At 53.1% G+C, this 22,600-nt stretch carries 17 protein-coding genes, 2 tRNA genes and 1 other RNA gene; 8 read left to right on the top strand and 12 right to left on the bottom strand.

Annotated features, from left to right (window positions below; all coding sequences use genetic code 11):
• Positions 1 to 2 precede the first annotated feature (2 nt).
• From oppB to M2422_RS02140, 3 genes are all read right to left on the bottom strand, one after another.
• On the bottom strand, positions 3 to 923 hold the full coding sequence (gene oppB, locus M2422_RS02150; protein WP_008502786.1) for an oligopeptide ABC transporter permease OppB: 921 nt from the start codon (positions 921 to 923) through the stop codon (positions 3 to 5).
• Positions 924 to 1,007: 84 nt separating this feature from the next.
• The gene (gene oppA, locus M2422_RS02145; RefSeq protein ID WP_033145757.1) at positions 1,008 to 2,639 is read right to left on the bottom strand and encodes an oligopeptide ABC transporter substrate-binding protein OppA; all 1,632 of its coding nucleotides are present in this window, start codon (positions 2,637 to 2,639) and stop codon (positions 1,008 to 1,010) included.
• Positions 2,640 to 3,408: 769 nt separating this feature from the next.
• Positions 3,409 to 4,056 carry a YchE family NAAT transporter gene (locus M2422_RS02140; RefSeq protein WP_023312098.1) on the bottom strand — a complete coding sequence of 216 codons (648 nt, stop codon included), beginning with the start codon at positions 4,054 to 4,056 and terminating at the stop codon, positions 3,409 to 3,411.
• Positions 4,057 to 4,534: 478 nt separating this feature from the next.
• Here M2422_RS02140 and adhE point away from each other — a divergent pair, with 478 nt between their 5' ends.
• The gene (gene adhE / locus M2422_RS02135) at positions 4,535 to 7,213 is read left to right on the top strand and encodes a bifunctional acetaldehyde-CoA/alcohol dehydrogenase (protein WP_023312099.1); all 2,679 of its coding nucleotides are present in this window, start codon (positions 4,535 to 4,537) and stop codon (positions 7,211 to 7,213) included.
• A 66-nt stretch (positions 7,214 to 7,279) separates the two neighbouring features.
• Here adhE and tdk read toward each other — a convergent pair whose 3' ends face one another.
• Positions 7,280 to 7,894, bottom strand: coding sequence for a thymidine kinase (gene tdk, locus M2422_RS02130; RefSeq protein ID WP_045355905.1), 615 nt, complete (start codon positions 7,892 to 7,894; stop codon positions 7,280 to 7,282).
• Between the two features lie 549 nt (positions 7,895 to 8,443).
• Here tdk and hns point away from each other — a divergent pair.
• Entirely contained in the window at positions 8,444 to 8,857 is a 414-nt protein-coding gene (gene hns, locus M2422_RS02125; RefSeq protein WP_008502781.1) for a histone-like nucleoid-structuring protein H-NS, read from the top strand.
• 201 nt (positions 8,858 to 9,058) lie between these two features.
• Here hns and galU read toward each other — a convergent pair whose 3' ends face one another.
• From galU to rssA, 3 genes are all read right to left on the bottom strand, one after another.
• The gene (gene galU / locus M2422_RS02120) at positions 9,059 to 9,967 is read right to left on the bottom strand and encodes a UTP--glucose-1-phosphate uridylyltransferase GalU (protein ID WP_033145759.1); all 909 of its coding nucleotides are present in this window, start codon (positions 9,965 to 9,967) and stop codon (positions 9,059 to 9,061) included.
• Between the two features lie 200 nt (positions 9,968 to 10,167).
• Positions 10,168 to 11,181 carry a two-component system response regulator RssB gene (gene rssB / locus M2422_RS02115; protein WP_033145760.1) on the bottom strand — a complete coding sequence of 338 codons (1,014 nt, stop codon included), beginning with the start codon at positions 11,179 to 11,181 and terminating at the stop codon, positions 10,168 to 10,170.
• A 91-nt stretch (positions 11,182 to 11,272) separates the two neighbouring features.
• Entirely contained in the window at positions 11,273 to 12,175 is a 903-nt protein-coding gene (gene rssA, locus M2422_RS02110; RefSeq protein ID WP_023312102.1) for a patatin-like phospholipase RssA, read from the bottom strand.
• A gap of 114 nt (positions 12,176 to 12,289) precedes the next feature.
• Between rssA and M2422_RS02105 the strand changes: the two genes are divergently transcribed.
• From M2422_RS02105 to M2422_RS02085, 5 genes are all read left to right on the top strand, one after another.
• Positions 12,290 to 12,748, top strand: a complete 459-nt coding sequence (locus tag M2422_RS02105) for a YchJ family protein (protein ID WP_045888025.1) — start codon at positions 12,290 to 12,292, stop codon at positions 12,746 to 12,748.
• A 46-nt stretch (positions 12,749 to 12,794) separates the two neighbouring features.
• Positions 12,795 to 13,637: a formyltetrahydrofolate deformylase gene (purU, locus tag M2422_RS02100; RefSeq protein ID WP_023312104.1), complete on the top strand. Its 843-nt coding sequence runs from the start codon at positions 12,795 to 12,797 to the stop codon at positions 13,635 to 13,637.
• A gap of 157 nt (positions 13,638 to 13,794) precedes the next feature.
• Positions 13,795 to 13,879, top strand: a tRNA-Tyr gene (locus M2422_RS02095).
• 35 nt (positions 13,880 to 13,914) lie between these two features.
• Positions 13,915 to 13,999, top strand: a tRNA-Tyr gene (locus M2422_RS02090).
• Positions 14,000 to 14,044: 45 nt separating this feature from the next.
• Positions 14,045 to 14,175: non-coding RNA, RtT sRNA (locus M2422_RS02085), on the top strand.
• A gap of 108 nt (positions 14,176 to 14,283) precedes the next feature.
• Here the strand turns inward: M2422_RS02085 and M2422_RS02080 are convergent.
• Positions 14,284 to 14,727 carry an Lrp/AsnC family transcriptional regulator gene (locus M2422_RS02080; protein WP_029740417.1) on the bottom strand — a complete coding sequence of 148 codons (444 nt, stop codon included), beginning with the start codon at positions 14,725 to 14,727 and terminating at the stop codon, positions 14,284 to 14,286.
• A 108-nt stretch (positions 14,728 to 14,835) separates the two neighbouring features.
• Between M2422_RS02080 and M2422_RS02075 the strand changes: the two genes are divergently transcribed.
• Positions 14,836 to 15,732 carry a DMT family transporter gene (locus M2422_RS02075; RefSeq protein WP_064672658.1) on the top strand — a complete coding sequence of 299 codons (897 nt, stop codon included), beginning with the start codon at positions 14,836 to 14,838 and terminating at the stop codon, positions 15,730 to 15,732.
• Here M2422_RS02075 and narI read toward each other — a convergent pair.
• Genes narI through M2422_RS02055 form a run of 4 tightly spaced genes read right to left on the bottom strand, consistent with a single transcriptional unit; the run spans position 15,729 to position 22,388 of the window.
• A complete protein-coding gene (narI, locus tag M2422_RS02070; RefSeq protein WP_023312107.1) occupies positions 15,729 to 16,406 on the bottom strand; it encodes a respiratory nitrate reductase subunit gamma in 678 nt (225 codons plus the stop codon). The two genes, M2422_RS02075 and narI, sit on opposite strands and share 4 nt — an antisense overlap.
• Entirely contained in the window at positions 16,406 to 17,116 is a 711-nt protein-coding gene (narJ, locus tag M2422_RS02065; protein WP_033145763.1) for a nitrate reductase molybdenum cofactor assembly chaperone, read from the bottom strand. Before narJ ends, narI begins: the two co-directional genes overlap by 1 nt.
• Positions 17,113 to 18,648 (bottom strand): nitrate reductase subunit beta, encoded by a 1,536-nt coding sequence (narH, locus tag M2422_RS02060; RefSeq protein ID WP_039263580.1) that lies wholly within the window; start codon positions 18,646 to 18,648, stop codon positions 17,113 to 17,115. The genes narJ and narH overlap by 4 nt, the downstream gene beginning before the upstream one ends.
• A complete protein-coding gene (locus M2422_RS02055; RefSeq protein ID WP_064672659.1) occupies positions 18,645 to 22,388 on the bottom strand; it encodes a nitrate reductase subunit alpha in 3,744 nt (1,247 codons plus the stop codon). Before M2422_RS02055 ends, narH begins: the two co-directional genes overlap by 4 nt.
• Positions 22,389 to 22,600 lie beyond the last annotated feature (212 nt).

Below are 22,600 nucleotides of genomic sequence, written 5' to 3'. Positions count from 1 at the left end.
CGTTAGTAACGAATTTTCGGATCGATGACGGCATACAGCACATCGACGATAGCGTTAAAGAGAATGGTCAGCGCACCGACGAGAATGGTCAGGCTCAGCACCAGCGAATAGTCGCGGTTGAGCGCGCCGTTAACGAACAGCTGACCAATGCCGGGCAGGCCGTAGATTGTTTCGATAACCATAGAGCCGGTGATGATCCCGACGAATGCCGGTCCCATGTAGGAAAGCACGGGCAACAGCGCCGGTTTGAGCGCGTGGCGGAAGATAATCCGACGCATCGGCAGCCCTTTAGCGCGCGCGGTACGAATGAAGTTCGAGTGCAGCACTTCGATCATTGAACCACGGGTGATACGCGCGATACTGGCGATGTACGCCAGCGATAATGCCACCATCGGCAAAATCATGAACTTCAATGCCCCGCCGTTCCAGCCGCCGCCAGGCAGCCACTTCAGCGTGATGGCAAATATCATCACCAGTAATGGCGCGACAACGAAGCTGGGTATCACTACCCCGGTCATTGCCACCCCCATTACGGCATAATCCCATTTGGTATTTTGTCTTAGCGCGGCGATGACGCCAGCGGTGACCCCGAAAACGATGGCCAGAATAAATGCCGCAGCACCCAACTTAGCCGAAACCGGGAAGCTGGACGCGACCAGGTCGTTAACGGAATAGTCTTTATATTTAAATGACGGTCCAAAATCACCGTGGGCCAGCTGCTTCAGGTAATTGAAGTACTGGGTGGAGATTGGATCGTTTAAGTGGTATTTCGCTTCGATATTTGCCATAACTTCAGGCGGCAGCGTACGCTCACCGGTAAATGGACTGCCCGGCGCAAGACGCATCATGAAGAAGGAAATCGTGATGAGAATAAATAGCGTTGGAATCGCTTCAAGACAGCGACGTAGGATAAATTTCAACATTGCCCGTACCTTCTGGCGTGTGCCTATATTATGTGACGTTGGTTAGACACCGTGGGGCGAGCATGCCCGCCCCACTCATTGCCATTAATGCTTGATAATATACAAGTTTTTAACGTAGATATTATCCATCGGGTCTTTACCGGTATATCCACCTACCCACGGTTTCACCAGACGGGCGTTAACGTAGTAGTAAACCGGAACGATCGCGGAATCTTTATCCAGCTGCTGCTCGGCTTTAGAGTACAATTCTGTACGCTGCGCTTCGTCAGTGGTTTTCAGCGTGTCGCCAATCAGCTTGTCGAACGCCGGGCTCTTATAGTGCGCGGTGTTGTTCGAGCTGTCGCTCAGCATGGTGTTCAGGAAGGAGGTCGGTTCGTTATAGTCCGCACACCAGCCAGCACGAGCCACATCAAAGGTGCCCTGATGACGGCTGTCGAGGAAGGTTTTCCACTCCTGGTTTTCCAGCTTCACGTTCGCGCCCAGGTTCTTTTTCCAGATTGAGGCAACGGCGATAGCCAGTTTTTTGTGCAGATCGGAAGTGTTGTACAACAGGCTGAAGGTCAGCGGCTTATCTGCGGTGTAGCCCGCTTCGGCCAGCAGTTTCTTCGCTTCTGCGTTACGCTGTTCCTGAGTCTGTTTAAACCACTCTGGCTCGGTCAGTTTTGCGCCATCGGTGTATGGAGGGGTATAGCTGTACGCCGGCAGATCGCCCTGGTTTTTCACTTTGTTTACGATGATATCGCGATCCAGTGCCAGCTTCAGCGCGGTACGAACACGTACGTCGGTAAACGGTGCTTTCTGGTTGTTGATTTCATAGTAATAGGTGCACAGGTACGGATCGACGTGAACTTCTTTAGGGATCTCTTTTTTCAGTTTCTGGAACAGTTCAATCGGCATGTTGTTATAGGTCATGTCGATTTCACCGCTGCGATAGCGGTTAACGTCAGTCACTTCGGACGAAATTGGCAGGTAGGTCACCTGGTCAATAACGGTTTTCGCGTTATCCCAATACTGCGGGTTACGGTCAAGCACCATACGTTCGTTGACCACCCAGTCTTTCAGCTTATAGGCACCGTTGGTCACGATATTGGCAGGCTGCGTCCATTTCTCACCAAATTTTTCCACGGCGGATTTTGGTACCGGGGAGACGGACGGGTGAACCAGCAGCTTATAGAAGTACGGAACAGGTTCGCTCAACGTCACTTCAAAGGTATTGGCATCGATCGCTTTTACGCCCAGGTCGGTAACAGGTTTTTTGCCCGCGATGATATCATCAATATTGGCGATGTGGCCATATTGCAGGTAGCTCGCATACGGAGAGGCGGTGGTTGGATTCGCCAGACGCTGCCAGCTATAAACGAAATCTTCGGCCGTGACCGGTGTACCGTCGGACCATTTCGCATCTTTACGCAGATGGAAGGTCCAGACTTTGAAATCTTTGTTTTCCCATTTTTCTGCAACACCCGGCGCCGGGTGGCCGTCTACGTCTGTCACCAGCAGGCCTTCGAACAGGTCGCGGTTAACGTTAGACTCAGGAACACCTTCAATTTTGTGCGGGTCAAGAGACTGAACTTCCGCACCGTTGTTACGCACCAGCGTCTGTTTCTCCGCCAGTTGAACACCTGCAGGAACGTCCGCAGCCATTGCAGCGTTGCCCGCGATTAGCGCAGTTAAAATCCCCGCCGCTACCAGATTTTTTTTTGTGATGATGGACATTGTGTTGGTACTCCACTCATTATAATGACTGGCCTTCGCCAGCTGTGTAATCCCCTTTTGGGGCCTGTACAGCGCAGGAGTTTTTTTTGCTGCTGTCAGGTTCTTCTTTTACTGCTTGCTATCACCGACTTTTTTATTACTGACCGCTCGTATGGCCGTCTTGCGTCGATTCTTTACAGGCCTCCCCTGTTTGAGACCTGCACTGGATATCTGAGAAGAGAACTATATGAAAATAATTCTCATCTGCTTGTTTTATGCTGCAAAATATTAGGCCGGAAAGTATCAAATGGCGTAAACGCGCGCCAATACATTTTGCAAATTTGTTAAGCAATTCTCTTTTACGGTGAGTACCGCATCGTTGAGGGCAGCCCTGCCGGACATCGAAAACCACTTAAAAATCATGACATTCAATAAGATAGAGAAAGTTTTCTCTACACGCGCGTCGCTGCGCTATCATCGAGTGATTTTGTACAAAAATTTAACAACTGGTTATTATTTAGCACATTCATCTAGGGGAATGTTGAATTTACTAATATCATTTCGGTTATCTCTCAGCAAGCCCCAGAGTATCATGTGAGTAAAATAACAGATCGATCGAAGGTTTTCTGCGCAGGCGGTTTTGGCGGGAATTAATAACTCATTGAAATACAAGCAATGAACATTATTAGTAGAATTTATTATGATATGTGAGCATTTCAACTTTAGTTATAGGATTTACTGATAATGACGTAAAAAACGGAGCCGTGGCTCCGTTCTTTCATACGAAATATCAGTGCAGCAAACCGGGGAAAATGCTTTTAATTCCTGTAACGATGAATTCAATCCCTAACGCCATCAACAGCAGACCCATAATACGCGTTATGACGTTAATGCCCGTCTGCCCCAGCAGGCGCACCAGCCAGGGCGCCATGCGGAATACTCCCCAACAGCAGAGTGCGAAAAGCGCAATGGCAACGGAAAAGCCAATCAGGTGCATCAGGCTATGGTAACGCGTGCCCCAGACAATGGTTGAACTGATGGCGCCAGGGCCAGCCATGAGCGGTAAGGCCAGCGGCACCACGCCAATACTCTCGCGGATGGCGGTTTCTGACTTCTCCTGCTTATTCTGTTTATCCTCGCCCAGCTTACCGCTGATCATGGACATGGCGATGGTCACGACCAGAATCCCACCCGCTATGCGGAAAGAGTCAATTGAAATACCGAAGAGTTGGAGAATGGCGTCCCCAAGAAAAAGGGAGGTGAGCAATATGATAGCCACTGACAGGTTAGCGGTGAGGTTGGTCTTATTCCTCGCCGCCGCCGTCTGGTAACTCGTCATACTAATAAAGACAGGAATGATCCCCACCGGGTTGACCAGGGCAAACAAACCAATAAAAAATTTAAAATACGTTGGAAAATCAAAGAGCGTTTGGATCACGTTTTGCTCCGCTTATACACATGCCCGGGACTGACACTTTGTCATGAGAAATCGCGCTGAAGATACCCTTTTTATTAGCATACTTCACTCGAAATCTGTGGCAAAACGTTATCATTTCAGGATGTTAAACATATGTATAATCAATGATAGCGTCGCTTCCATTACTTACGTAATTATTTAACACTTGAAAAATCTCAACGAAATAACCCTGCTGAAAGGTATCAGCTTGGGGGAAAATTGACGCAGATCATGATTTCCGTACTCAGAAGTGAGTAATCTTGGTTACGCCCCCAGGGAGATCACCTGACAAAAAGGGATGATGCTAAGGTAAGGCTCTTTTAGTAAATTAGTGTGCTGACGCAGAAAGTAACTCTTTGTTTTACTTTGTGTTACGCAAGTCGTATCGGCTCTGTCTATACTGTGTGACGTATCGAGCGCTGGTTTACTAAAAGAGTTTAAACATTATCAGGAGAGCATTATGGCTGTTACTAATATCGCTGAACTGAACGCCCTCGTCGAGCGCGTTAAAAAAGCCCAGCGTGAATATGCCAATTTCACCCAAGAACAGGTTGATAAAATCTTCCGCGCGGCCGCACTGGCTGCTGCAGATGCTCGAATCCCTCTCGCTAAAATGGCCGTTGCCGAATCCGGCATGGGTATCGTGGAAGATAAAGTGATCAAAAACCACTTTGCTTCCGAGTATATCTACAACGCCTATAAAGATGAGAAAACCTGTGGCGTGCTGTCCGAAGACGACACCTTCGGTACCATCACCATCGCTGAACCTATCGGCATCATCTGCGGTATTGTTCCGACAACTAACCCAACGTCTACAGCTATCTTCAAATCACTGATTAGCCTGAAGACCCGTAACGCAATCATCTTCTCTCCACACCCACGTGCGAAAGACGCGACCAACAAAGCTGCGGATATCGTCCTGCAGGCGGCGATCGCTGCTGGCGCACCAAAAGATCTGATCGGCTGGATCGACCAACCTTCTGTTGAGCTCTCCAATGCGCTGATGCATCACCCGGACATTAACCTGATCCTGGCGACCGGTGGTCCTGGCATGGTTAAAGCCGCATACAGCTCCGGTAAACCAGCGATCGGTGTGGGCGCCGGTAACACTCCTGTTGTTATCGACGAAACTGCTGACATCAAACGTGCCGTTGCGTCTGTACTGATGTCTAAAACCTTCGATAACGGCGTGATCTGTGCATCTGAACAGTCTGTTGTTGTTGTTGATTCCGTGTACGACGCAGTTCGTGAACGTTTCGCCAGCCACGGCGGCTACCTGCTGCAGGGCAAAGAGCTGAAAGCCGTTCAGGACATCATCCTGAAAAATGGCGCACTGAACGCTGCTATCGTGGGTCAGCCGGCTTACAAAATTGCTGAACTCGCAGGCTTTACCGTTCCGGCAACAACCAAAATCCTGATCGGTGAAGTGAAAGTTGTTGACGAAAGCGAGCCGTTTGCACATGAAAAACTGTCTCCAACGCTTGCCATGTACCGTGCGAAAGATTTCGAAGACGCGGTAGAGAAAGCCGAGAAACTGGTTGCCATGGGCGGTATCGGTCACACGTCTTGTCTGTACACCGACCAGGACAACCAGCCAGAACGCGTTGCCCACTTCGGTCAGATGATGAAAACTGCACGTATCCTGATTAACACCCCTGCTTCTCAGGGTGGTATCGGTGACCTGTACAACTTTAAACTCGCACCTTCCCTGACTCTGGGTTGTGGTTCCTGGGGTGGTAACTCCATCTCTGAAAACGTTGGTCCAAAACACCTGATCAACAAGAAAACCGTTGCTAAGCGAGCTGAAAACATGTTGTGGCACAAACTTCCGAAATCTATCTACTTCCGCCGTGGCTCACTGCCAATCGCGCTGGATGAAGTGATTACTGATGGCCACAAACGTGCGCTCATCGTGACTGACCGTTTCCTGTTCAACAACGGCTACGCTGACCAGATCACCTCTGTACTGAAAGCGGCTGGCGTTGAAACTGAAGTGTTCTTTGAAGTTGAAGCTGACCCTACCCTGAGCGTTGTGCGTAAAGGTGCTGAGCTGGCTAACTCCTTCAAACCAGATGTGATTATCGCTCTGGGCGGCGGTTCCCCAATGGACGCCGCGAAAATCATGTGGGTCATGTACGAGCATCCTGAAACCCACTTCGAAGAACTGGCGCTGCGCTTTATGGACATCCGTAAACGTATCTACAAGTTCCCGAAAATGGGCGTAAAAGCGAAAATGATCGCGGTAACCACCACTTCCGGTACCGGTTCAGAAGTTACGCCATTCGCAGTAGTAACGGACGATGCAACAGGTCAGAAATACCCACTGGCTGACTATGCACTGACCCCAGACATGGCTATCGTTGATGCGAACCTGGTCATGGAGATGCCGAAGTCACTGTGTGCGTTCGGTGGTCTGGATGCGGTAACTCACGCCCTGGAAGCTTACGTTTCTGTTCTGGCATCTGAGTTCTCTGACGGTCAGGCTCTGCAGGCGCTGAAACTGCTGAAGGAAAACCTGCCAGCGTCCTACAACGAAGGGTCTAAAAACCCAGTAGCACGTGAACGCGTTCACAGTGCAGCAACCATCGCCGGTATCGCGTTTGCGAACGCCTTCCTGGGTGTTTGCCACTCTATGGCGCACAAGCTGGGTTCTCAGTTCCACATTCCTCACGGTCTGGCGAACGCCCTGTTGATCAGCAACGTTATCCGTTATAACGCTAACGACAACCCAACCAAGCAGACTGCTTTCAGCCAGTACGACCGTCCGCAAGCGCGCCGTCGTTACGCTGAAATCGCAGACCACCTTGGTCTGAGCGCACCGGGTGACCGCACTGCTGCGAAGATTGAGAAACTGCTGGCATGGCTGGAAAGCCTGAAAGCTGAGCTGGGTATTCCAAAATCTATCCGTGAAGCAGGCGTTCAGGAAGCTGACTTCCTCGCTCACGTAGATAAGCTGTCTGAAGATGCATTCGATGACCAGTGTACTGGTGCTAACCCGCGCTACCCACTGATCTCCGAGCTGAAACAGATTCTGCTGGATACCTTCTACGGTCGTGAGTTCAAAGAAGGTGACGTTGCCGCTGTGAAAACAGAAGTTCCTGTCATCAAAGCTGACAAGAAAGCGAAGAAAAGCGCTTAATTGAAAGCAGAAGAAAAAACCCGCCTTTATGGCGGGTTTTTTTATGTCTGTATAACAAGGCTGGCGTTATTTCCTGTTGTCGTGTTGAATCGCCGTCAGCGAGCCTACAGACAACGCTTCTTTATAATGCTTACGACAGACTGAAACATAGCGTTCATTACCGCCTATAACCACCTGCTCGCCATCTGCATAAGGTTTCCCGGCCTGGTCAAGACGAAGCACCATGCTGGCTTTTCGACCGCAGAAGCAGATTGTTTTCAATTCGACAAGCTTATCCGACCAGGCAAGCAAATACTGGCTACCGGCAAAGAGCTCACCGCGGAAATCCGTACGCAGGCCGTAACACAGCACGGGAATATCGAGCTCATCGACCACCTCTGAAAGGGCATGAACCTGTTCACGCGTCAGAAACTGGCTCTCATCTACCAGAACACAGTGAATGGGCTGCAAAGCATGTTCTGTACGAATGTCCTCAAACAGATCGGTTTTCGGGTTAAACAGTCTGGCAGGCGACGAGAGCCCTATTCTGGAACTCACCTTCCCTGCGCCAAAGCGATCGTCAATTTCAGCCGTATAAACAACGGTACGCATCCCGCGCTCCTGGTAATTGTACGAGGATTGCAGCAACGCGGTGGATTTCCCGGCATTCATTGCCGAATAGTAGAAATAAAGTTGTGCCATTGGCCGTAAAACCCTAATCAATGTGTAATATTCCCGATGATTCATTGTACCATAATTTGTCTGGTCATCAGCGATGTAGCACTCAGAGGAAGCGTTTCAGCAAGGAGTTCACAACCTTCTTTTCATGAAAATAATCCGCTAAAACATGAAGTAAACTCCTTCAGCCTGGCCAATATGTTATATGTTTAGCCAAACATAACACTGCATTTTATAGTGGAATCGCCGTTCATTAAAATTCACTATTTATTAACTATTTCAGTCTTAACATCACGGTGGGGAACTAATACAAAAGGCTGATATTTCTCCGCCGCAACTATAATTCCTGCGGTAAATGTCACAAAAAAAAGAGGCAATCGACCGGGTCCAGCCGGGTTAGCTGATAACAAACGAGACTGTTGGGTGATGAAATTTAAGTTAGCGTAATTAATAATAGCGGCATTATTTAGTATTTTTTGAATTCCTTACATTCCTGGCTATTGCACAACTGAATTTATGGCTCTATTATTAGGTCAACAAACCACCCCCCATTATAAGTTTGAGATTACTACAATGAGCGAAGCACTTAAAATTCTGAACAACATCCGTACTCTTCGTGCGCAGGCAAGAGAATGCACCCTCGAAACGCTTGAAGAAATGCTGGAAAAATTAGAAGTTGTAGTTAATGAACGTCGTGAAGAAGAAAGCGCAGCTGCCGCTGAAATCGAAGAACGTACTCGTAAACTGCAGCAATATCGTGAAATGCTGATTGCTGATGGTATCGATCCAAATGAATTGCTGAACAGCATGGCTGCAGCTAAAACCGGTACTAAAGCCAAGCGTGCTGCTCGTCCTGCTAAATATAGCTACGTTGACGAGAACGGCGAAACTAAAACCTGGACTGGCCAGGGCCGCACTCCTGCTGTTATCAAGAAAGCCATGGACGAACAAGGTAAACAGCTGGACGACTTCCTGATCAAGGATTAATCCAGCCGTATTCAGAAAAATCCCGCGTAATGCGGGATTTTTTTTAACCTAAATTTGTCGCAAACATCCCCTTACACTCTGTCATAAAGCATTATTTGGCAATTTTAATAACTGTACTTTGAGACAGGTTTTGGAAGTGTTTAGGGCATAAAAAAACCGGTGGGCAGCGCCTCACCGGTTTCGGACATATCTAACCGTGGCTTATTTCTTAATACCTACGCTCTCTTTGAGCCAGGTTTTAAATTCTTCACCAAGAGTATTGTGGCGAATACCATATTCTACGAACGCCTGCATATAACCAAGCTTATTACCGCAGTCATGGCTCTTACCTTTCATATGGTAAGCCTCAACGGTCTCTTTCTCGATCAGCATATCAATGGCATCCGTCAGCTGAATCTCATCACCCGCTCCTGGAGGCGTTTTCGCCAGCAGAGGCCAGATTTCAGCGCTCAGGACATAGCGACCTACAACGGCCAGGTTTGAAGGCGCTACGTCGGCTTTAGGCTTCTCTACCACGCCAACCATTGGCACGCTTTCGCCCGGCTCAAGGTTAACGCCTTTGCAGTCAACCACACCGTATGCCGTCACGTCGTCAACAGGCTCAACCATAATCTGGCTGCTACCGGTTTCGTCGAAACGTTTGATCATCTCTGCCAGGTTATCCTGAGAAAGATCGGATTCGTATTCGTCCAGAATTACGTCAGGCAGAATTACCGCTACAGGCTCATCACCTACAACAGGATGTGCACACATCACAGCGTGGCCCAGACCTTTAGCCAGACCCTGACGAACCTGCATAATGGTAACGTGTGGCGGGCAAATAGACTGAACTTCTTCTAACAGCTGACGCTTAACACGTTTTTCCAGCATGGCTTCAAGTTCAAAGCTTGTATCGAAATGGTTTTCGATAGAGTTTTTTGATGAATGCGTAACCAGCACAATTTCAGTGATGCCGGCTGCGATACATTCATTAACGACATACTGGATTAATGGCTTATCAACCAGAGGCAGCATCTCTTTAGGAATTGCCTTAGTTGCTGGTAACATCCTGGTCCCCAATCCCGCTACCGGGATGACGGCCTTTCTGACTTTCGAATTTAGGGCAGCCATTCAAATTCTCCTGAGCTGTTCAAGTTTTGAACTTTTATGCAATAAATAACGCGTTGAGTATATCAGCCTCGCCCCGCAGTCCGGGTCTGAAAAGAACGCGTTGCCGATCAATTAGGACAAATACGCATGAATCTGGGCAGCGATAGTAGCACTCCCCGTAAAACACAGGTAAAGCAATCTTAAAATTAAGATCCAATTGCTTATTCCGTGGACAACATTAAGCGTAGCCGTCCCCCGGCGCCCCAAATTTGGCACTGCCAGGAGGAACAGCGGTGGCTAATTTGATTAAGATACGCCGTACCCAATGTCCCAAGCGGAACACCGTTACTCACCTGAATATGATGTTCACCGGTATTCAGTGAAGCGTTGAGACCTGCTGAAACGAGGATCAGATTCTTTAAACCGCTGTGGTAATAGCCGACCAGCAGCGGGAACTGTCCGGGCAAATTAGCCTGGCGAAAAAGCTGGTTTACCTGTTTGAGCAAACTGCCTAACTCCGGCAGCCGTTGTCCCTGATGCGATAACTGTTCCTGCAGCAAACCATTAAAAAGCGCGCGAAGAAGTAACGCGGCTAATACGCCATTATCCCCTGCCCGGGTAACATCCAGAGAATAAAACGCAAGGTCGGAATCAGATAAAGGTGCGATATCCAGTACCAGTCCCGGCTGATCGGCCGCCACCAGCTGACGATAATTTACGCGGCAGTGCGAAATAGTTTGCTGTACGGGTGGCTGAAGTTCTTGCAACAGTTTCGCCGCAGCAGGAGGATCACTCACCAAGGCATCCCAGTCCTGGAAAAGACGCTCCTCTTCCTCTACCCGGGAATTAAACATATTCGGATACAGGCACGCTAAGACCGTTTCTCGCAGCCGGTTCAGATCCTTGACCGGTTTAAGCAGAATATCCTGGACACCGAGTCGCAATGCTTTGGCGATATCCGCCATATTCTCTGTGGCAGAGATCACCAGAATCGGCGTCTGGTTGCCTTCGTTACGCAGATGTTCAACCAGCTTCAGCCCATTCATGCGCGGCATCTCAATGTCGCAAATCATTAAATCGGGCGTAATGCTGATCATTTTTTCCAGGGCGTCGATACCATCTTCAGCCAGTGAAGTGATTGCTCCCAGCGAGGATAACCACGAATCCAGTAGCGATCGGAAAACGGGCTCGTCTTCTACAATCAAAATGTGTTTTCCGGCCAATGGCTGCGTCATGGTTCCTCCCCTGGCTGACAGTAACTAAATAGTGGCATGCGATCGGCACTATCGCCTGTCAGATTTTGCTGAAGTAGTCAAAAAAAGGTGCTTAACGTGCTGTTTGCACAAAAGGCAACAATTCGTCCATTTTCTTTTCGACGGCTAACGAGCCCGCTGCGATGGCGGCCTCAGCCCGATGGAAATCAAGAGTAGAGATTTGCGGACAGTAAGGCTGAATAAGAATATCTGGCGGATCGCCTGCCATACGATTGCGCTTAAGGCGATTCTCCAGTACCTGGATTGACGTGGTCATGATTTCTATCGCCGTCGGCGCGGCAACCGAGCGTCGCGCGGCCATGCGCCCGATTCTACCGCGCAGGCGCTCATGCCAGGCCAGCTTCTCGCCCTCGGCATCTTCGCTCTGGAGATTGACCGGCATGAGGTCCTGTTGCATCAGGTGGGCGTCGTGCTGCAGGTCGACGGCAATCACGATATCCGCCCCCATTGCACGGGTCAGAGAGATGGGAACCGGGTTTACAACGCCACCGTCGACAAGCCAGTAACCGTTGTGTGGGACAGGCGCCATAAGCCCCGGCATGCTGCAGGAGGCGCGCACGGCAAGATGGATATCCCCTTCGGTTAACCAGAGTTCGCGTCCCGTGCTGAGGTTCGTCGCGACGGCGCCAAAGGGCATCTGACAATCAGTGAAGTCTTCGAGAGGCATAACCTGGCGGAACTGGTTAAAGACGCGTTCGCCGCGCAACAGCCCACCACGCTGCCACGAGAGATCCATCAGGCGCAGGACGTCCCAGTAACTGAAGGAACGCACCCAGGTCTCGAGTTCCGGAAGCTTCCCGCACGCGTAAGCGGAGCCGACAAGCGATCCTATTGAACACCCTGCGACAATATCTACGTTAATGCCCATCTTGTTTAAGGCATTAATCACGCCGATGTGTGACCATCCCCGGGCTGCACCTGAGCCCAGCGCCAGTCCAATTTTAACCTTTCTCATTAGCCCTGTTTTACTTCCCCTGGATTCCTGACATAGCGTCAACGCAACAGCTCAGTTAACATAGTGCTACCCGAAGCGTTTTACGCCTTTATTATTTGTTCCAGGAAGAGAATCGTGTCTCAACTCTGCCCTTGTGGTAGCGCTCTGGAGTATAGCCTATGTTGCCAGCGATATCTGTCTGGCGATCAGGTTGCACCAGACCCGTCACACCTCATGCGTTCACGTTACACTGCTTTTGTGATCAAAGACGCAGACTACCTGATTAAAACCTGGCATCCCTCCTGCCACGCTGCCGAATTCAGACAGGACATCGAAGCCGGCTTCGCGAACACGCAGTGGCTCGGCCTTACCGTCTATGAATCCTCAACGGGCAGTCATGTGGATGAAGGTTACGTCAGCTTTGTCGCTCGTTTTACCGAGAATAATAAACCTGGTGCCATTATCGAGCGTTCCCGGTTCTTAAAGGAAAGCGGGCAGTGGTATTATATTGACGGAACGCGCCCACAGTTTGGTCGTAACGATCCCTGCCCGTGTGGTTCAGGTAAAAAATTTAAAAAGTGTTGCGGGCAGTAATGCCTGACAACCCAGACTTCGCAAATACAAACAGGATTTCCCGGCGATGCAATCATTACAACGTAAAGTTCTGCGCACCATCTGTCCCGATCAAAAAGGACTGATCGCACGAATTACCAACATTTGCTACAAACATGAACTGAATATCGTGCAGAACAACGAGTTCGTTGACCACCGTACCGGCCGCTTCTTTATGCGTACCGAACTCGAAGGTATTTTCAACGACACCACCCTGCTTGCCGATCTCGACAGCGCGCTTCCGGAAGGTTCCGTGCGCGAACTAACCCCAGCCGGTCGACGCCGCATCGTGATCCTGGTGACCAAAGAAGCACACTGTCTGGGCGACCTGCTGATGAAAGCAAACTACGGCGGTCTGGACGTGGAAATAGCTGCCGTTATTGGCAACCATGAGACGCTGCGCACGCTGGTCGAGCGTTTTGATATTCCGTTCGAGCTGGTGAGCCACGAAGGCCATACCCGTGAAGAACACGACGATCTGATGGCGCAGGCCATTGAAGCGCATAACCCGGACTACGTGGTGCTGGCGAAATACATGCGCGTGTTAACGCCATCCTTCGTGGCGCGTTTCCCGAACAAGATCATCAACATTCACCACTCGTTCCTGCCGGCCTTTATTGGCGCGCGTCCCTACCACCAGGCCTACGAGCGCGGCGTGAAGATCATCGGTGCGACCGCGCACTATGTGAATGACAACCTGGACGAAGGTCCAATCATCATGCAGGACGTGATTCACGTGGACCACACCTACACGGCCGAGGACATGATGCGTGCAGGGCGTGACGTTGAGAAGAACGTGCTCAGTCGTGCGCTGTATCAGGTGCTGGCGCAGCGTGTCTTTGTCTACGGCAACAGAACCATCATTCTTTAATCTTTTGGAAAATGAATTGATTAGCTTTGCACCTTTACGGATAAAAAGCAGGCAAACAACTTCATTTACCTAAAGGAATGCTTTACAGGGGCGCCTCATTTGATATGATTCGCCCCGCTTCCAGCAGAAGCAGGTAAGTCAAAAAGCATTACCCCGTGGTGGGGTTCCCGAGCGGCCAAAGGGAGCAGACTGTAAATCTGCCGTCATCGACTTCGAAGGTTCGAATCCTTCCCCCACCACCATCTCTCAGTACGACCTCAAAATTTGAATTACCCCTGGTGGGGTTCCCGAGCGGCCAAAGGGAGCAGACTGTAAATCTGCCGTCATCGACTTCGAAGGTTCGAATCCTTCCCCCACCACCATCACTTTCAAATAACTCCAAACCTCCTTTTTGCACCAGGCATCATGTATTTCCGTAACGGGGAAGGATGAGAAGCTTCGACTAAGGTTCGATTCGAGCGTAGCGAGAAAGCGTTGCCGCAGGCAACGACCCGAAGGGCGAGGCGCAACGCGCCGAGTAATCCTTCCCCCACCACCATCACTTCCAAATAACTCCAAACCTCCTTTTTGCACCAGGCATCATGCATTTCCGTAACGGGGAAGCCTTCGCAGGCGCAGCCGCCACCTGGCGACAGAAGCCAGAAGCCTACATCGGCGGTAAACGACGCTTCACCGGCGAACTCTTCACAATCGACGTATTGCACTGGGCATGCTCCGCCAGGCCGTCCAGCAGCACATCCAGCTGCTCTATCGATCGCACCACCAGCCTAATCACAAAGCAATCTTCCCCGGTGACTTTGTCGCTCTCTATACACTCCGGCATCGCCTGAATGTATTTATCCACCTTATGCAACAGCCCCGGCAAAGGACGCACGCGCACCAGCGCCTGCAGCGTATACCCCAGCGCCGCCAGATTCACCCGTGCGCCATACCCCTGAATCACACCGCGCTCTTCCAGCCTCTTCAGGCGTTCTGCCGTGCTGGGGGAAGTCAGACCGATGCGTCCGCTGAGCACCTTCAAAGACATGCGCGCATCTTCGACCAGACAGGCTAAAATTTGACGGTCGATATCATCGAGAAGGTATTCCATCGTTTTCACCTAATTTTAAAAAGCCATCATTGCATTTCACCTTATCTCATCCCTGTAAAACCCGACAGCGATTTTCGACAATAGCGTCATACAATCAGGAGGTGGATAATGCGTGATTTCCATAAAGGCGTCTGGCAAATGAGCCTGGCGATGTTAATTTCCGGCTCTATCGGTGCGTTTGTTTTACTCAGCGGTCTGCCAGTGACGGAAGTGGTGTTCTGGCGCTGTCTTATCGGGGCAATAGCGCTTTTTATTTTTATCCGGGCAAGTCAAAAGCCCTTCAGTCCCCTCACCCGCACCACGCTGCTGCTGGCCATTCTCGGCGGCGTAGCGCTCGTGGTGAACTGGCTGCTGCTCTTCGCGGCCTATGAACGGATCTCGATTGGTCTTTCGACCGTGGTCTATAACACCCAGCCGTTTATGCTGGTCCTGATGGGGATGTTTTTAGGTGAACGCGTTAGCCTGGTGAAATGGGGCTGGCTGTTCCTCGCCTTTGGCGGCGTGGTGATCTTGCTCTCCAGCGAGCTGACCGGCGCGCACGGCAGTGAATGGCTCGCCGGAATTGGCCTGGCGATGGCCGCGGCTTTCTTCTATGCGGTCACGGCCATTATTGCCCGCAAGCTCAGATCCGTTGCGCCGCAGCATATTGCCTTTATCCAGGTGCTGACGGGCGTCGTGATGCTTTTGCCGTTTGCCAGCATGCCGTCATTTTCCGGTGATTTCCCCTGGGCGATCCTGCTGACGCTGGGCATCGTCCATACCGGCATTATGTACCAGCTGCTCTACAGCGCGATCCAGAAGCTGCCTACACCCATTACCGGCTCCCTGTCGTTTATCTATCCGGTGGTGGCGATCGTTGTCGATAATCTGGTGTTCGGACACTCGCTGAACCTGACCCAGCTGGCGGGCGGCGCGCTTATCCTGTTTGCTGCCGCGGGCAATAACCTGGGCTGGGGCGAAAAAAAACCCCGCGAGTGCGGGGTGAGTGTCAAAACGGTGAATTAGCGACGGGCGCGCACAATCTGGTATTTGCGCGTCAGGTACTCTACCGGCGCGCTCCAGATATGCACCAGACGAGAGAACGGGAACAGCACAAACAGCGTCATCCCCAGCACCAGGTGAACGCGGAAGATAAACGCCACGCCGTCCAGGTGCGCGGAGGCTCCGCCGTGGAAGGTCACCACGGACTGCGCCCAGCCGACGAGCTTCATCATTTCGCTGCCGTCCATATGCTGCGCCGAGAACGGAATGGTCAGCAGGCCCAGCGCGCACTGCACCATCAGCAGGGAGAGGATCAGAATATCCGCTGCGGTCGTGGTCGCACGCACGCGCGGGCTGAACAGACGACGTTTCAGCAGCAGCAGGCCCCCCACCAGAGTCATCACGCCGCAGGCACCGCCGGCGATCATCGCCATCTTCTGCTTCACCTCGATCGGCAGCCACGCTTCATACATCCAGTGCGGCGTCAGCATCCCGAGGAAGTGACCGGCAAAAATCCCCAGAATACCGATGTGGAACAGGTTAGAGCCCACATGCATCCCTTTACGATCCAGCATCTGGCTGGAGGCCGCACGCCAGGTGTACTGGCCGTAGTCGTAACGCAGCCAGCTTCCCACCAGGAACACGGTGCCCGCGATATACGGGTAAATGTCGAAGAAGAACATATTCAGGAAGTGCATTAGTGCCGTCCTCCGTTAGAGATATTCAAATATTGCGGGGCAACCGCGCCGGCAAAGCGACGCTGGTGAGCGGAGATTTCAGACTCGCCGCAGTTCTGGTCAGCAAAGAATTTCACCTGCTCTTCTTCCCAGACCGCATCCAGCGCCTGTGGGGTATCGTCGCGGGCTTCATCCGCAATTTTCTCCGCCACTTTTTCACTGTCGACCGCGGCGTTGGCCAGCTTCACCAGCAGATCGAACAGCACAGCATAGCGGCTCTCGCGCTGCTGAAGACGCGCGCCGAGCAGCGCCAGGATCGGCGCGATGTCCTGCAGACCGCCCAGCGCCTCTTCTTTCGGCAGCTGCGCCAGGTACTCCAGATACAGCGGCAGATGATCCGGCAGCTCGCGGCTGTCGAGCTGCAGGCCGTGCTGTTCGTACTGGGCCATCAGGTCGACCATCGCCTGCCCGCGGTCACGGGACTCACCGTGAACGTGTTCAAACAGCAGCAGCGAGGTCGCACGCCCCCGGTCAAACAGCTGGCTGTAGTCCGACTGGGCATCCAGAAGGTCGCGCGCCAGCAGATCGCGGAGGAAAACACCCAGCGTCTGGGCATCGTCTTTATCCAGGTTTTCAGATGACGCGAGTGCATCAAAGAGTTCCTGCTGATGCTGCGCAAGCGCAGCATCCGGGTACTCGAGCAGACGCGAAACAATGACGAGTTCAATCATTGGTGCGGTTCCGTTTTGCTGGTCACATCCATGGCATCGATGCGGCGGCTGTTGAACAGGTTGAATTTGCTGTCTGACCCGTGGCAACCGTCGCCAAAGGTAAAGCCACAGCCATTTTTTTCCGGGAAGGCTTCACGGGCCAGCTCGCGGTGGCTGCTCGGCACCACGAAACGGTCTTCGTAGTTGGCAATCGCCAGATAGCGGTACATCTCCTGCGCCTGCGCTTCGGTCAGACCAACCTCTTCCAGCGCGCGGGTATCGATCACGCCGTCTACGGTTTCCGCGCGTTTGAAGTGACGCATCGCCAGCATACGCTTCAGCGCGAGCAGTACCGGCTGGGTGTCCCCGGCGGTCAACAGGTTCGCCAGGTACTGAACCGGAATACGCAGGCTTTCCACGTCCGGCAGGATGCCGTTGCTGCCCAGTTCGCCCGCGTCAGCCGCGGACTGAATCGGCGACAGCGGCGGCACGTACCAGACCATCGGCAGGGTGCGGTATTCCGGGTGCAGCGGCAGCGCGAGCTTCCAGTCCATTGCCATTTTGTACACCGGTGACTGCTGCGCCGCGTCAATCACGCTCTGCGGCACGCCGTCCTTCAGCGCCTGCTCAATCACCTTCGGATCGTTCGGATCGAGGAAGACGTCCAGCTGACGCTGATACAGATCTTTCTCGTGCTCGGTGCTCGCGGCATTTTCAATCGCGTCCGCGTCATACAGCAGCACGCCGAGGTAGCGAATACGGCCTACGCAGCTTTCTGAGCAGACGGTCGGCATTCCGGCTTCGATACGCGGGTAGCAGAAGATGCACTTCTCAGATTTACCGCTCTTCCAGTTGAAGTAGATTTTTTTGTACGGGCAGCCGGTGATGCACATCCGCCAGCCGCGGCACTTGTCCTGGTCGATCAGCACGATGCCATCTTCTTCACGCTTGTAGATAGCGCCGCTTGGGCAGGTCGCCACGCACGCCGGGTTAAGGCAGTGCTCGCACAGGCGCGGCAGATACATCATGAAGGTATTTTCGAACTGGCCGTACATCGCCTTCTGCATGTTCTCGAAGTTCTGGTCTTTGGCGCGTTTCTCGAACTCGCCGCCCAGAATCTCCTCCCAGTTTGGACCGCTGGTGATCTTGTCCATGCGCTGACCGGTGATCAGCGAGCGCGGACGAGCGATCGGCTGGTGCTTGCTTTCCGGCGCGTTGTGCAGGTTCTGGTAGTCGTAGTCAAACGGCTCGTAGTAATCGTCGATGCCCGGCAGGTGCGGGTTAGCGAAGATTTTACCCAGCAGCATCGCGCGGTTACCCATGCGCGGCTGCAGCTTGCCGTTGATTTTACGGATCCAGCCGCCCTTCCATTTCTCCTGGTTTTCCCAGTCAGTCGGGAAGCCGGTGCCCGGCTTGCTTTCCACGTTGTTGAACCAGGCGTACTCCATACCTTCACGGCTGGTCCAGACGTTTTTACAGGTGACCGAGCAGGTATGACAGCCGATGCATTTATCCAGATTCAGCACCATGCCGACTTGTGAACGAATTTTCATTTTACGCTCTCCTGTACCTGGTCATTACCTTCGCCGTCTAACCAGTTAATATTCTTCATCTTACGTACCACCACGAACTCATCGCGGTTCGATCCTACGGTGCCGTAGTAGTTAAAGCCGTAGGCCAGCTGCGCATAGCCACCGATCATGTGGGTCGGCTTCGGCGTAATACGGGTCACGGAGTTGTGGATCCCGCCGCGCTGCTCGGTAATTTCTGACCCCGGCAGGTTAACGATACGTTCCTGCGCGTGGTACATCATGGTCATCCCGGCCGGTACGCGCTGGCTCACCACCGCACGCGCCGTCAGGGCACCGTTGCTGTTGAACACTTCGATCCAGTCGTTATCTTCGATACCCAGATCTTTGGCGTCCGTTTCGCTCATCCAGACAATCGGACCGCCGCGCGACAGGGTCAGCATCAGCAGGTTGTCGCTGTAGGTGGAGTGGATACCCCACTTCTGGTGCGGCGTCAGGAAGTTCAGCGCCTTCTCAGGGTTACCGTTCGATTTCGCGCCCATCACCGCTTTCACGGAGCGGGTGTCGATTGGCGGACGGTAGACCAGCAGGCTTTCACCGAAGTCGCGCATCCACTGGTGATCCTGATACAGCGACTGACGGCCTGACAGGGTGCGCCATGGGATCAGCTCGTGAACGTTGGTGTAGCCCGCGTTATAGGACACGTGCTCATCTTCCAGACCAGACCAGGTCGGGCTGGAGATAATCTTGCGCGGCTGCGCCTGAATATCGCGGAAGCGGATTTTCTCTTCCTCTTTATTCGTCGCCAGGTGCGTATGGTCGCGGCCGGTGAACTCGCTCAGCGCCGCCCAGGCTTTCACCGCAACGTGGCCGTTGGTTTCCGGGGCCAGGGTCAGGATCATCTCTGCCGCATCAATCGCCGTGTTCAGCATGGGCTGGCCTTTCGCCGGGCCGTCCGCTTTGGTGTAGTTGAGCTTGCGCAGCAGATCCATCTCGCTCTGGGTGTTCCAGGCGATCCCTTTCCCGCCGTTACCGATTTTCTCCATCAGCGGGCCGATAGAGGTAAAGCGCTCGTAGGTTGCCGGATAGTCGCGTTCAACCGGAATAATGTGCGGCGCGGTTACGCCCGGGATCAGGTCGCATTCACCTTTTTTCCAGTCCTTCACGTCCAGCGGCTGCGCCAGTTCGGCGGCAGAGTCGTGCTGGATTGGCAGCGTCACCACGTCGGTCTCTTTACCGAGGTGCCCTACGCAGACTTCGGAGAATTTCTTCGCGATGTCTTTGTAGATATCCCAGTCGCTTTTCGATTCCCACGCCGGGTCAACGGCCGCAGACAGCGGATGAATAAACGGATGCATATCCGAGGTATTCATGTCGTCTTTTTCGTACCAGGTCGCGGTTGGCAGCACGATGTCGGAGTACAGGCAGGTGCTGGACAGACGGAAGTCGAGCGTCACCACCAGATCCAGCTTGCCGTCGAGGCCGTTATCTTTCCACTCGACCTCTTCCGGCTTCACGCCGCCCTGCTTGCCGAGATCTTTCCCCTGGATACCGTTTTCGGTACCGAGCAGGTATTTCAGCATGTACTCGTGGCCTTTACCGGACGAGCCCAGCAGGTTGGAGCGCCAGATGAACAGGTTGCGCGGGTGGTTTTTACCGTTCTCCGGCTGTTCTGCCGCGAAGCGGATAGAGCCATCCTTCAGGGATTTCACGGTGTAATCCACCGGTGACATGCCCGCCTTCTTCGCCGCTTCCGCAATGCGCAGCGGGTTAGTGCCCAGCTGCGGCGCAGACGGCAGCCAGCCCATGCGTTCCGCACGCACGTTGAAGTCAATCAGGTGGCCGCTGTAGCGGGATTTATCCGCCATCGGCGACAGCAGCTCCTGCGCGGTAACCGTCTCGTAGCGCCACTGGCTGGAGTGGTTATAGAAGTAGGAGGTGCTGTTCATATGGCGTGCCGGACGCTGCCAGTCGAGGGCAAACGCCAGCGGCTGCCAGCCGGTCTGCGGACGCAGTTTTTCCTGGCCGACGTAGTGTGCCCAGCCGCCGCCGCTCTGACCGACGCAGCCGCAGAAGATCAGCATGTTGATCAGACCGCGATAGTTCATATCGAGGTGATACCAGTGGTTCAGACCCGCGCCGACGATGATCATCGAACGGCCGTGCGTTTTGTCCGCGTTTTCAGCGAACTCACGTGCGATACGGGTAATGTGCGCGCGAGGCACGCCGGTAATCTGTTCCGCCCAAGCCGGGGTGTAGGCCTTCACGTCGTCATAGCCGGTTGCGCAGTTTTCATCGCCCAGACCGCGTTCCAGACCGTAGTTCGCCATGGTCAGGTCATAAACGGTGGTGACCAGCGCGGTAGAACCGTCGGCCAGCTGCAGGCGCTTAACCGGCAGTTTGTGCATCAGAACGTTTTTCAGTTCAACCTTGTTGAAGTGCTCTGAACCTTCACCGCCGAAGTACGGGAACCCGACCTCGGCGATCTCGTCCTGGCTACCCAGCATGCTCAGGCGCAGCTCCGTCTCTTCGCCGGTGGTGCCGTTGCGTTGCTCAAGGTTCCACTTGCCCTTCTCGCCCCAGCGGAAGCCGATTGAGCCGTTTGGCGCCACCAGCTCGCCGTTGCTGTTATACGCAACGGTTTTCCACTCAGGGTTGTTTTCCTGGCCCAGCGAATCCACCAGATCGGCTGCGCGCAGCGTGCGGCCCGCGGCATAGTAGCCCTCACGCTCTTCCAGCATGACCAGCATCGGCATGTCGGTGTAGCGGCGAACGTAGTCGGTGAAGTACTGGCTTGGCTTATCAAGATGGAATTCACGCAGCATGACGTGGCCCATCGCCATCGCCATCGCGGCGTCGGTACCCTGTTTCGGCGCCAGCCACAGATCGCAAAGCTTGGCGATTTCCGCGTAGTCAGGGGTCACTGCTACGGTTTTGGTGCCTTTGTAACGGACTTCGGTAAAGAAGTGCGCGTCCGGCGTACGGGTCTGAGGTACGTTTGAGCCCCAGGCGATGATATAGCTGGAGTTGTACCAGTCCGCGGACTCCGGCACGTCGGTCTGCTCGCCCCAGGTCTGCGGAGACGCAGGCGGCAGGTCGCAGTACCAGTCGTAGAAGCTCAGGCAGGTACCGCCGATTAGAGACAGATAGCGCGCCCCGGAAGCGTAAGAGACCATCGACATCGCCGGAATTGGCGAGAAGCCCGCCACGCGGTCAGGACCGTAGGTTTTGACGGTGTAGACGTTGGAGGCGGCAATCAGCTCGTTTACCTCTTTCCACGAGGAGCGAACGAAACCGCCGCGACCGCGAGCCTGCTTGAAGCTTTTTGCTTTGTCAGCGTCTTCGATGATGGACGCCCAGGCATCCACCGGATCGCTGTGCTGCACTTTCGCCTCACGCCACATTTTCATCAGGCGCTTGCGCATCAGCGGGTATTTCAGACGGTTAGCGCTGTAGAGATACCAGGAGTAGCTGGCACCGCGCGGGCAGCCGCGCGGTTCGTGGTTTGGCATATCCGGGCGGGTGCGCGGATAGTCGGTCTGCTGCATTTCCCAGGTCACCAGACCGTTTTTAACGAAAATCTTCCAGCTGCATGAACCGGTACAGTTCACGCCGTGGGTCGAACGGACGACTTTGTCATGCTGCCAGCGCTGGCGGTAACCGTCTTCCCAGTCCCGGTTGGTATCCAGAACCTGGCCGTGCCCATCGGCAAAAGTTTCACCCTTCTGTTTGAAGTAGCGAAACCGGTCCAAAAATTTGCTCATCGGGTATCTCCTGTGTGGAGCCTGTGGCTCTCTAAATCGACATTGCTGATTTACAGCGAAGGTAACGCCCTGAAAGAGGGGGAGAATTGATAACGATCAAGACGAGGAGGGACTTTCAGGCGAGGGATTACACCAAATACCACCAAAGCGGTATCTTCAAAAAATTCATATCATCATGAAATATAGAGTTATTTTTATTTTATCGTACAAAA

Origin of the sequence: Enterobacter sp. SLBN-59, from assembly GCF_024807915.1 — a bacterium.
GTDB lineage: Bacteria > Pseudomonadota > Gammaproteobacteria > Enterobacterales > Enterobacteriaceae > Enterobacter > Enterobacter asburiae_B.
Note: the sequence above shows the minus strand (reverse complement) of the source record. Positions and strands in the feature narration are given on the sequence as shown.

Coding starts and splice junctions, on each gene's coding strand:
- rssB (WP_033145760.1), bottom strand. CDS start 11,181: ATGACGCAGCCATTGGCCGGAAAACACATTTTGATTGTAGAAGACGAG.
- narH (WP_039263580.1), bottom strand. CDS start 18,648: ATGAAAATTCGTTCACAAGTCGGCATGGTGCTGAATCTGGATAAATGC.
- purU (WP_023312104.1), top strand. CDS start 12,795: ATGCAATCATTACAACGTAAAGTTCTGCGCACCATCTGTCCCGATCAA.
- M2422_RS02075 (WP_064672658.1), top strand. CDS start 14,836: ATGCGTGATTTCCATAAAGGCGTCTGGCAAATGAGCCTGGCGATGTTA.
- narI (WP_023312107.1), bottom strand. CDS start 16,406: ATGCACTTCCTGAATATGTTCTTCTTCGACATTTACCCGTATATCGCG.
- M2422_RS02080 (WP_029740417.1), bottom strand. CDS start 14,727: ATGGAATACCTTCTCGATGATATCGACCGTCAAATTTTAGCCTGTCTG.
- adhE (WP_023312099.1), top strand. CDS start 4,535: ATGGCTGTTACTAATATCGCTGAACTGAACGCCCTCGTCGAGCGCGTT.
- rssA (WP_023312102.1), bottom strand. CDS start 12,175: ATGAGAAAGGTTAAAATTGGACTGGCGCTGGGCTCAGGTGCAGCCCGG.
- hns (WP_008502781.1), top strand. CDS start 8,444: ATGAGCGAAGCACTTAAAATTCTGAACAACATCCGTACTCTTCGTGCG.
- M2422_RS02055 (WP_064672659.1), bottom strand. CDS start 22,388: ATGAGCAAATTTTTGGACCGGTTTCGCTACTTCAAACAGAAGGGTGAA.
- galU (WP_033145759.1), bottom strand. CDS start 9,967: ATGGCTGCCCTAAATTCGAAAGTCAGAAAGGCCGTCATCCCGGTAGCG.
- tdk (WP_045355905.1), bottom strand. CDS start 7,894: ATGGCACAACTTTATTTCTACTATTCGGCAATGAATGCCGGGAAATCC.
- oppB (WP_008502786.1), bottom strand. CDS start 923: ATGTTGAAATTTATCCTACGTCGCTGTCTTGAAGCGATTCCAACGCTA.
- narJ (WP_033145763.1), bottom strand. CDS start 17,116: ATGATTGAACTCGTCATTGTTTCGCGTCTGCTCGAGTACCCGGATGCT.
- oppA (WP_033145757.1), bottom strand. CDS start 2,639: ATGTCCATCATCACAAAAAAAAATCTGGTAGCGGCGGGGATTTTAACT.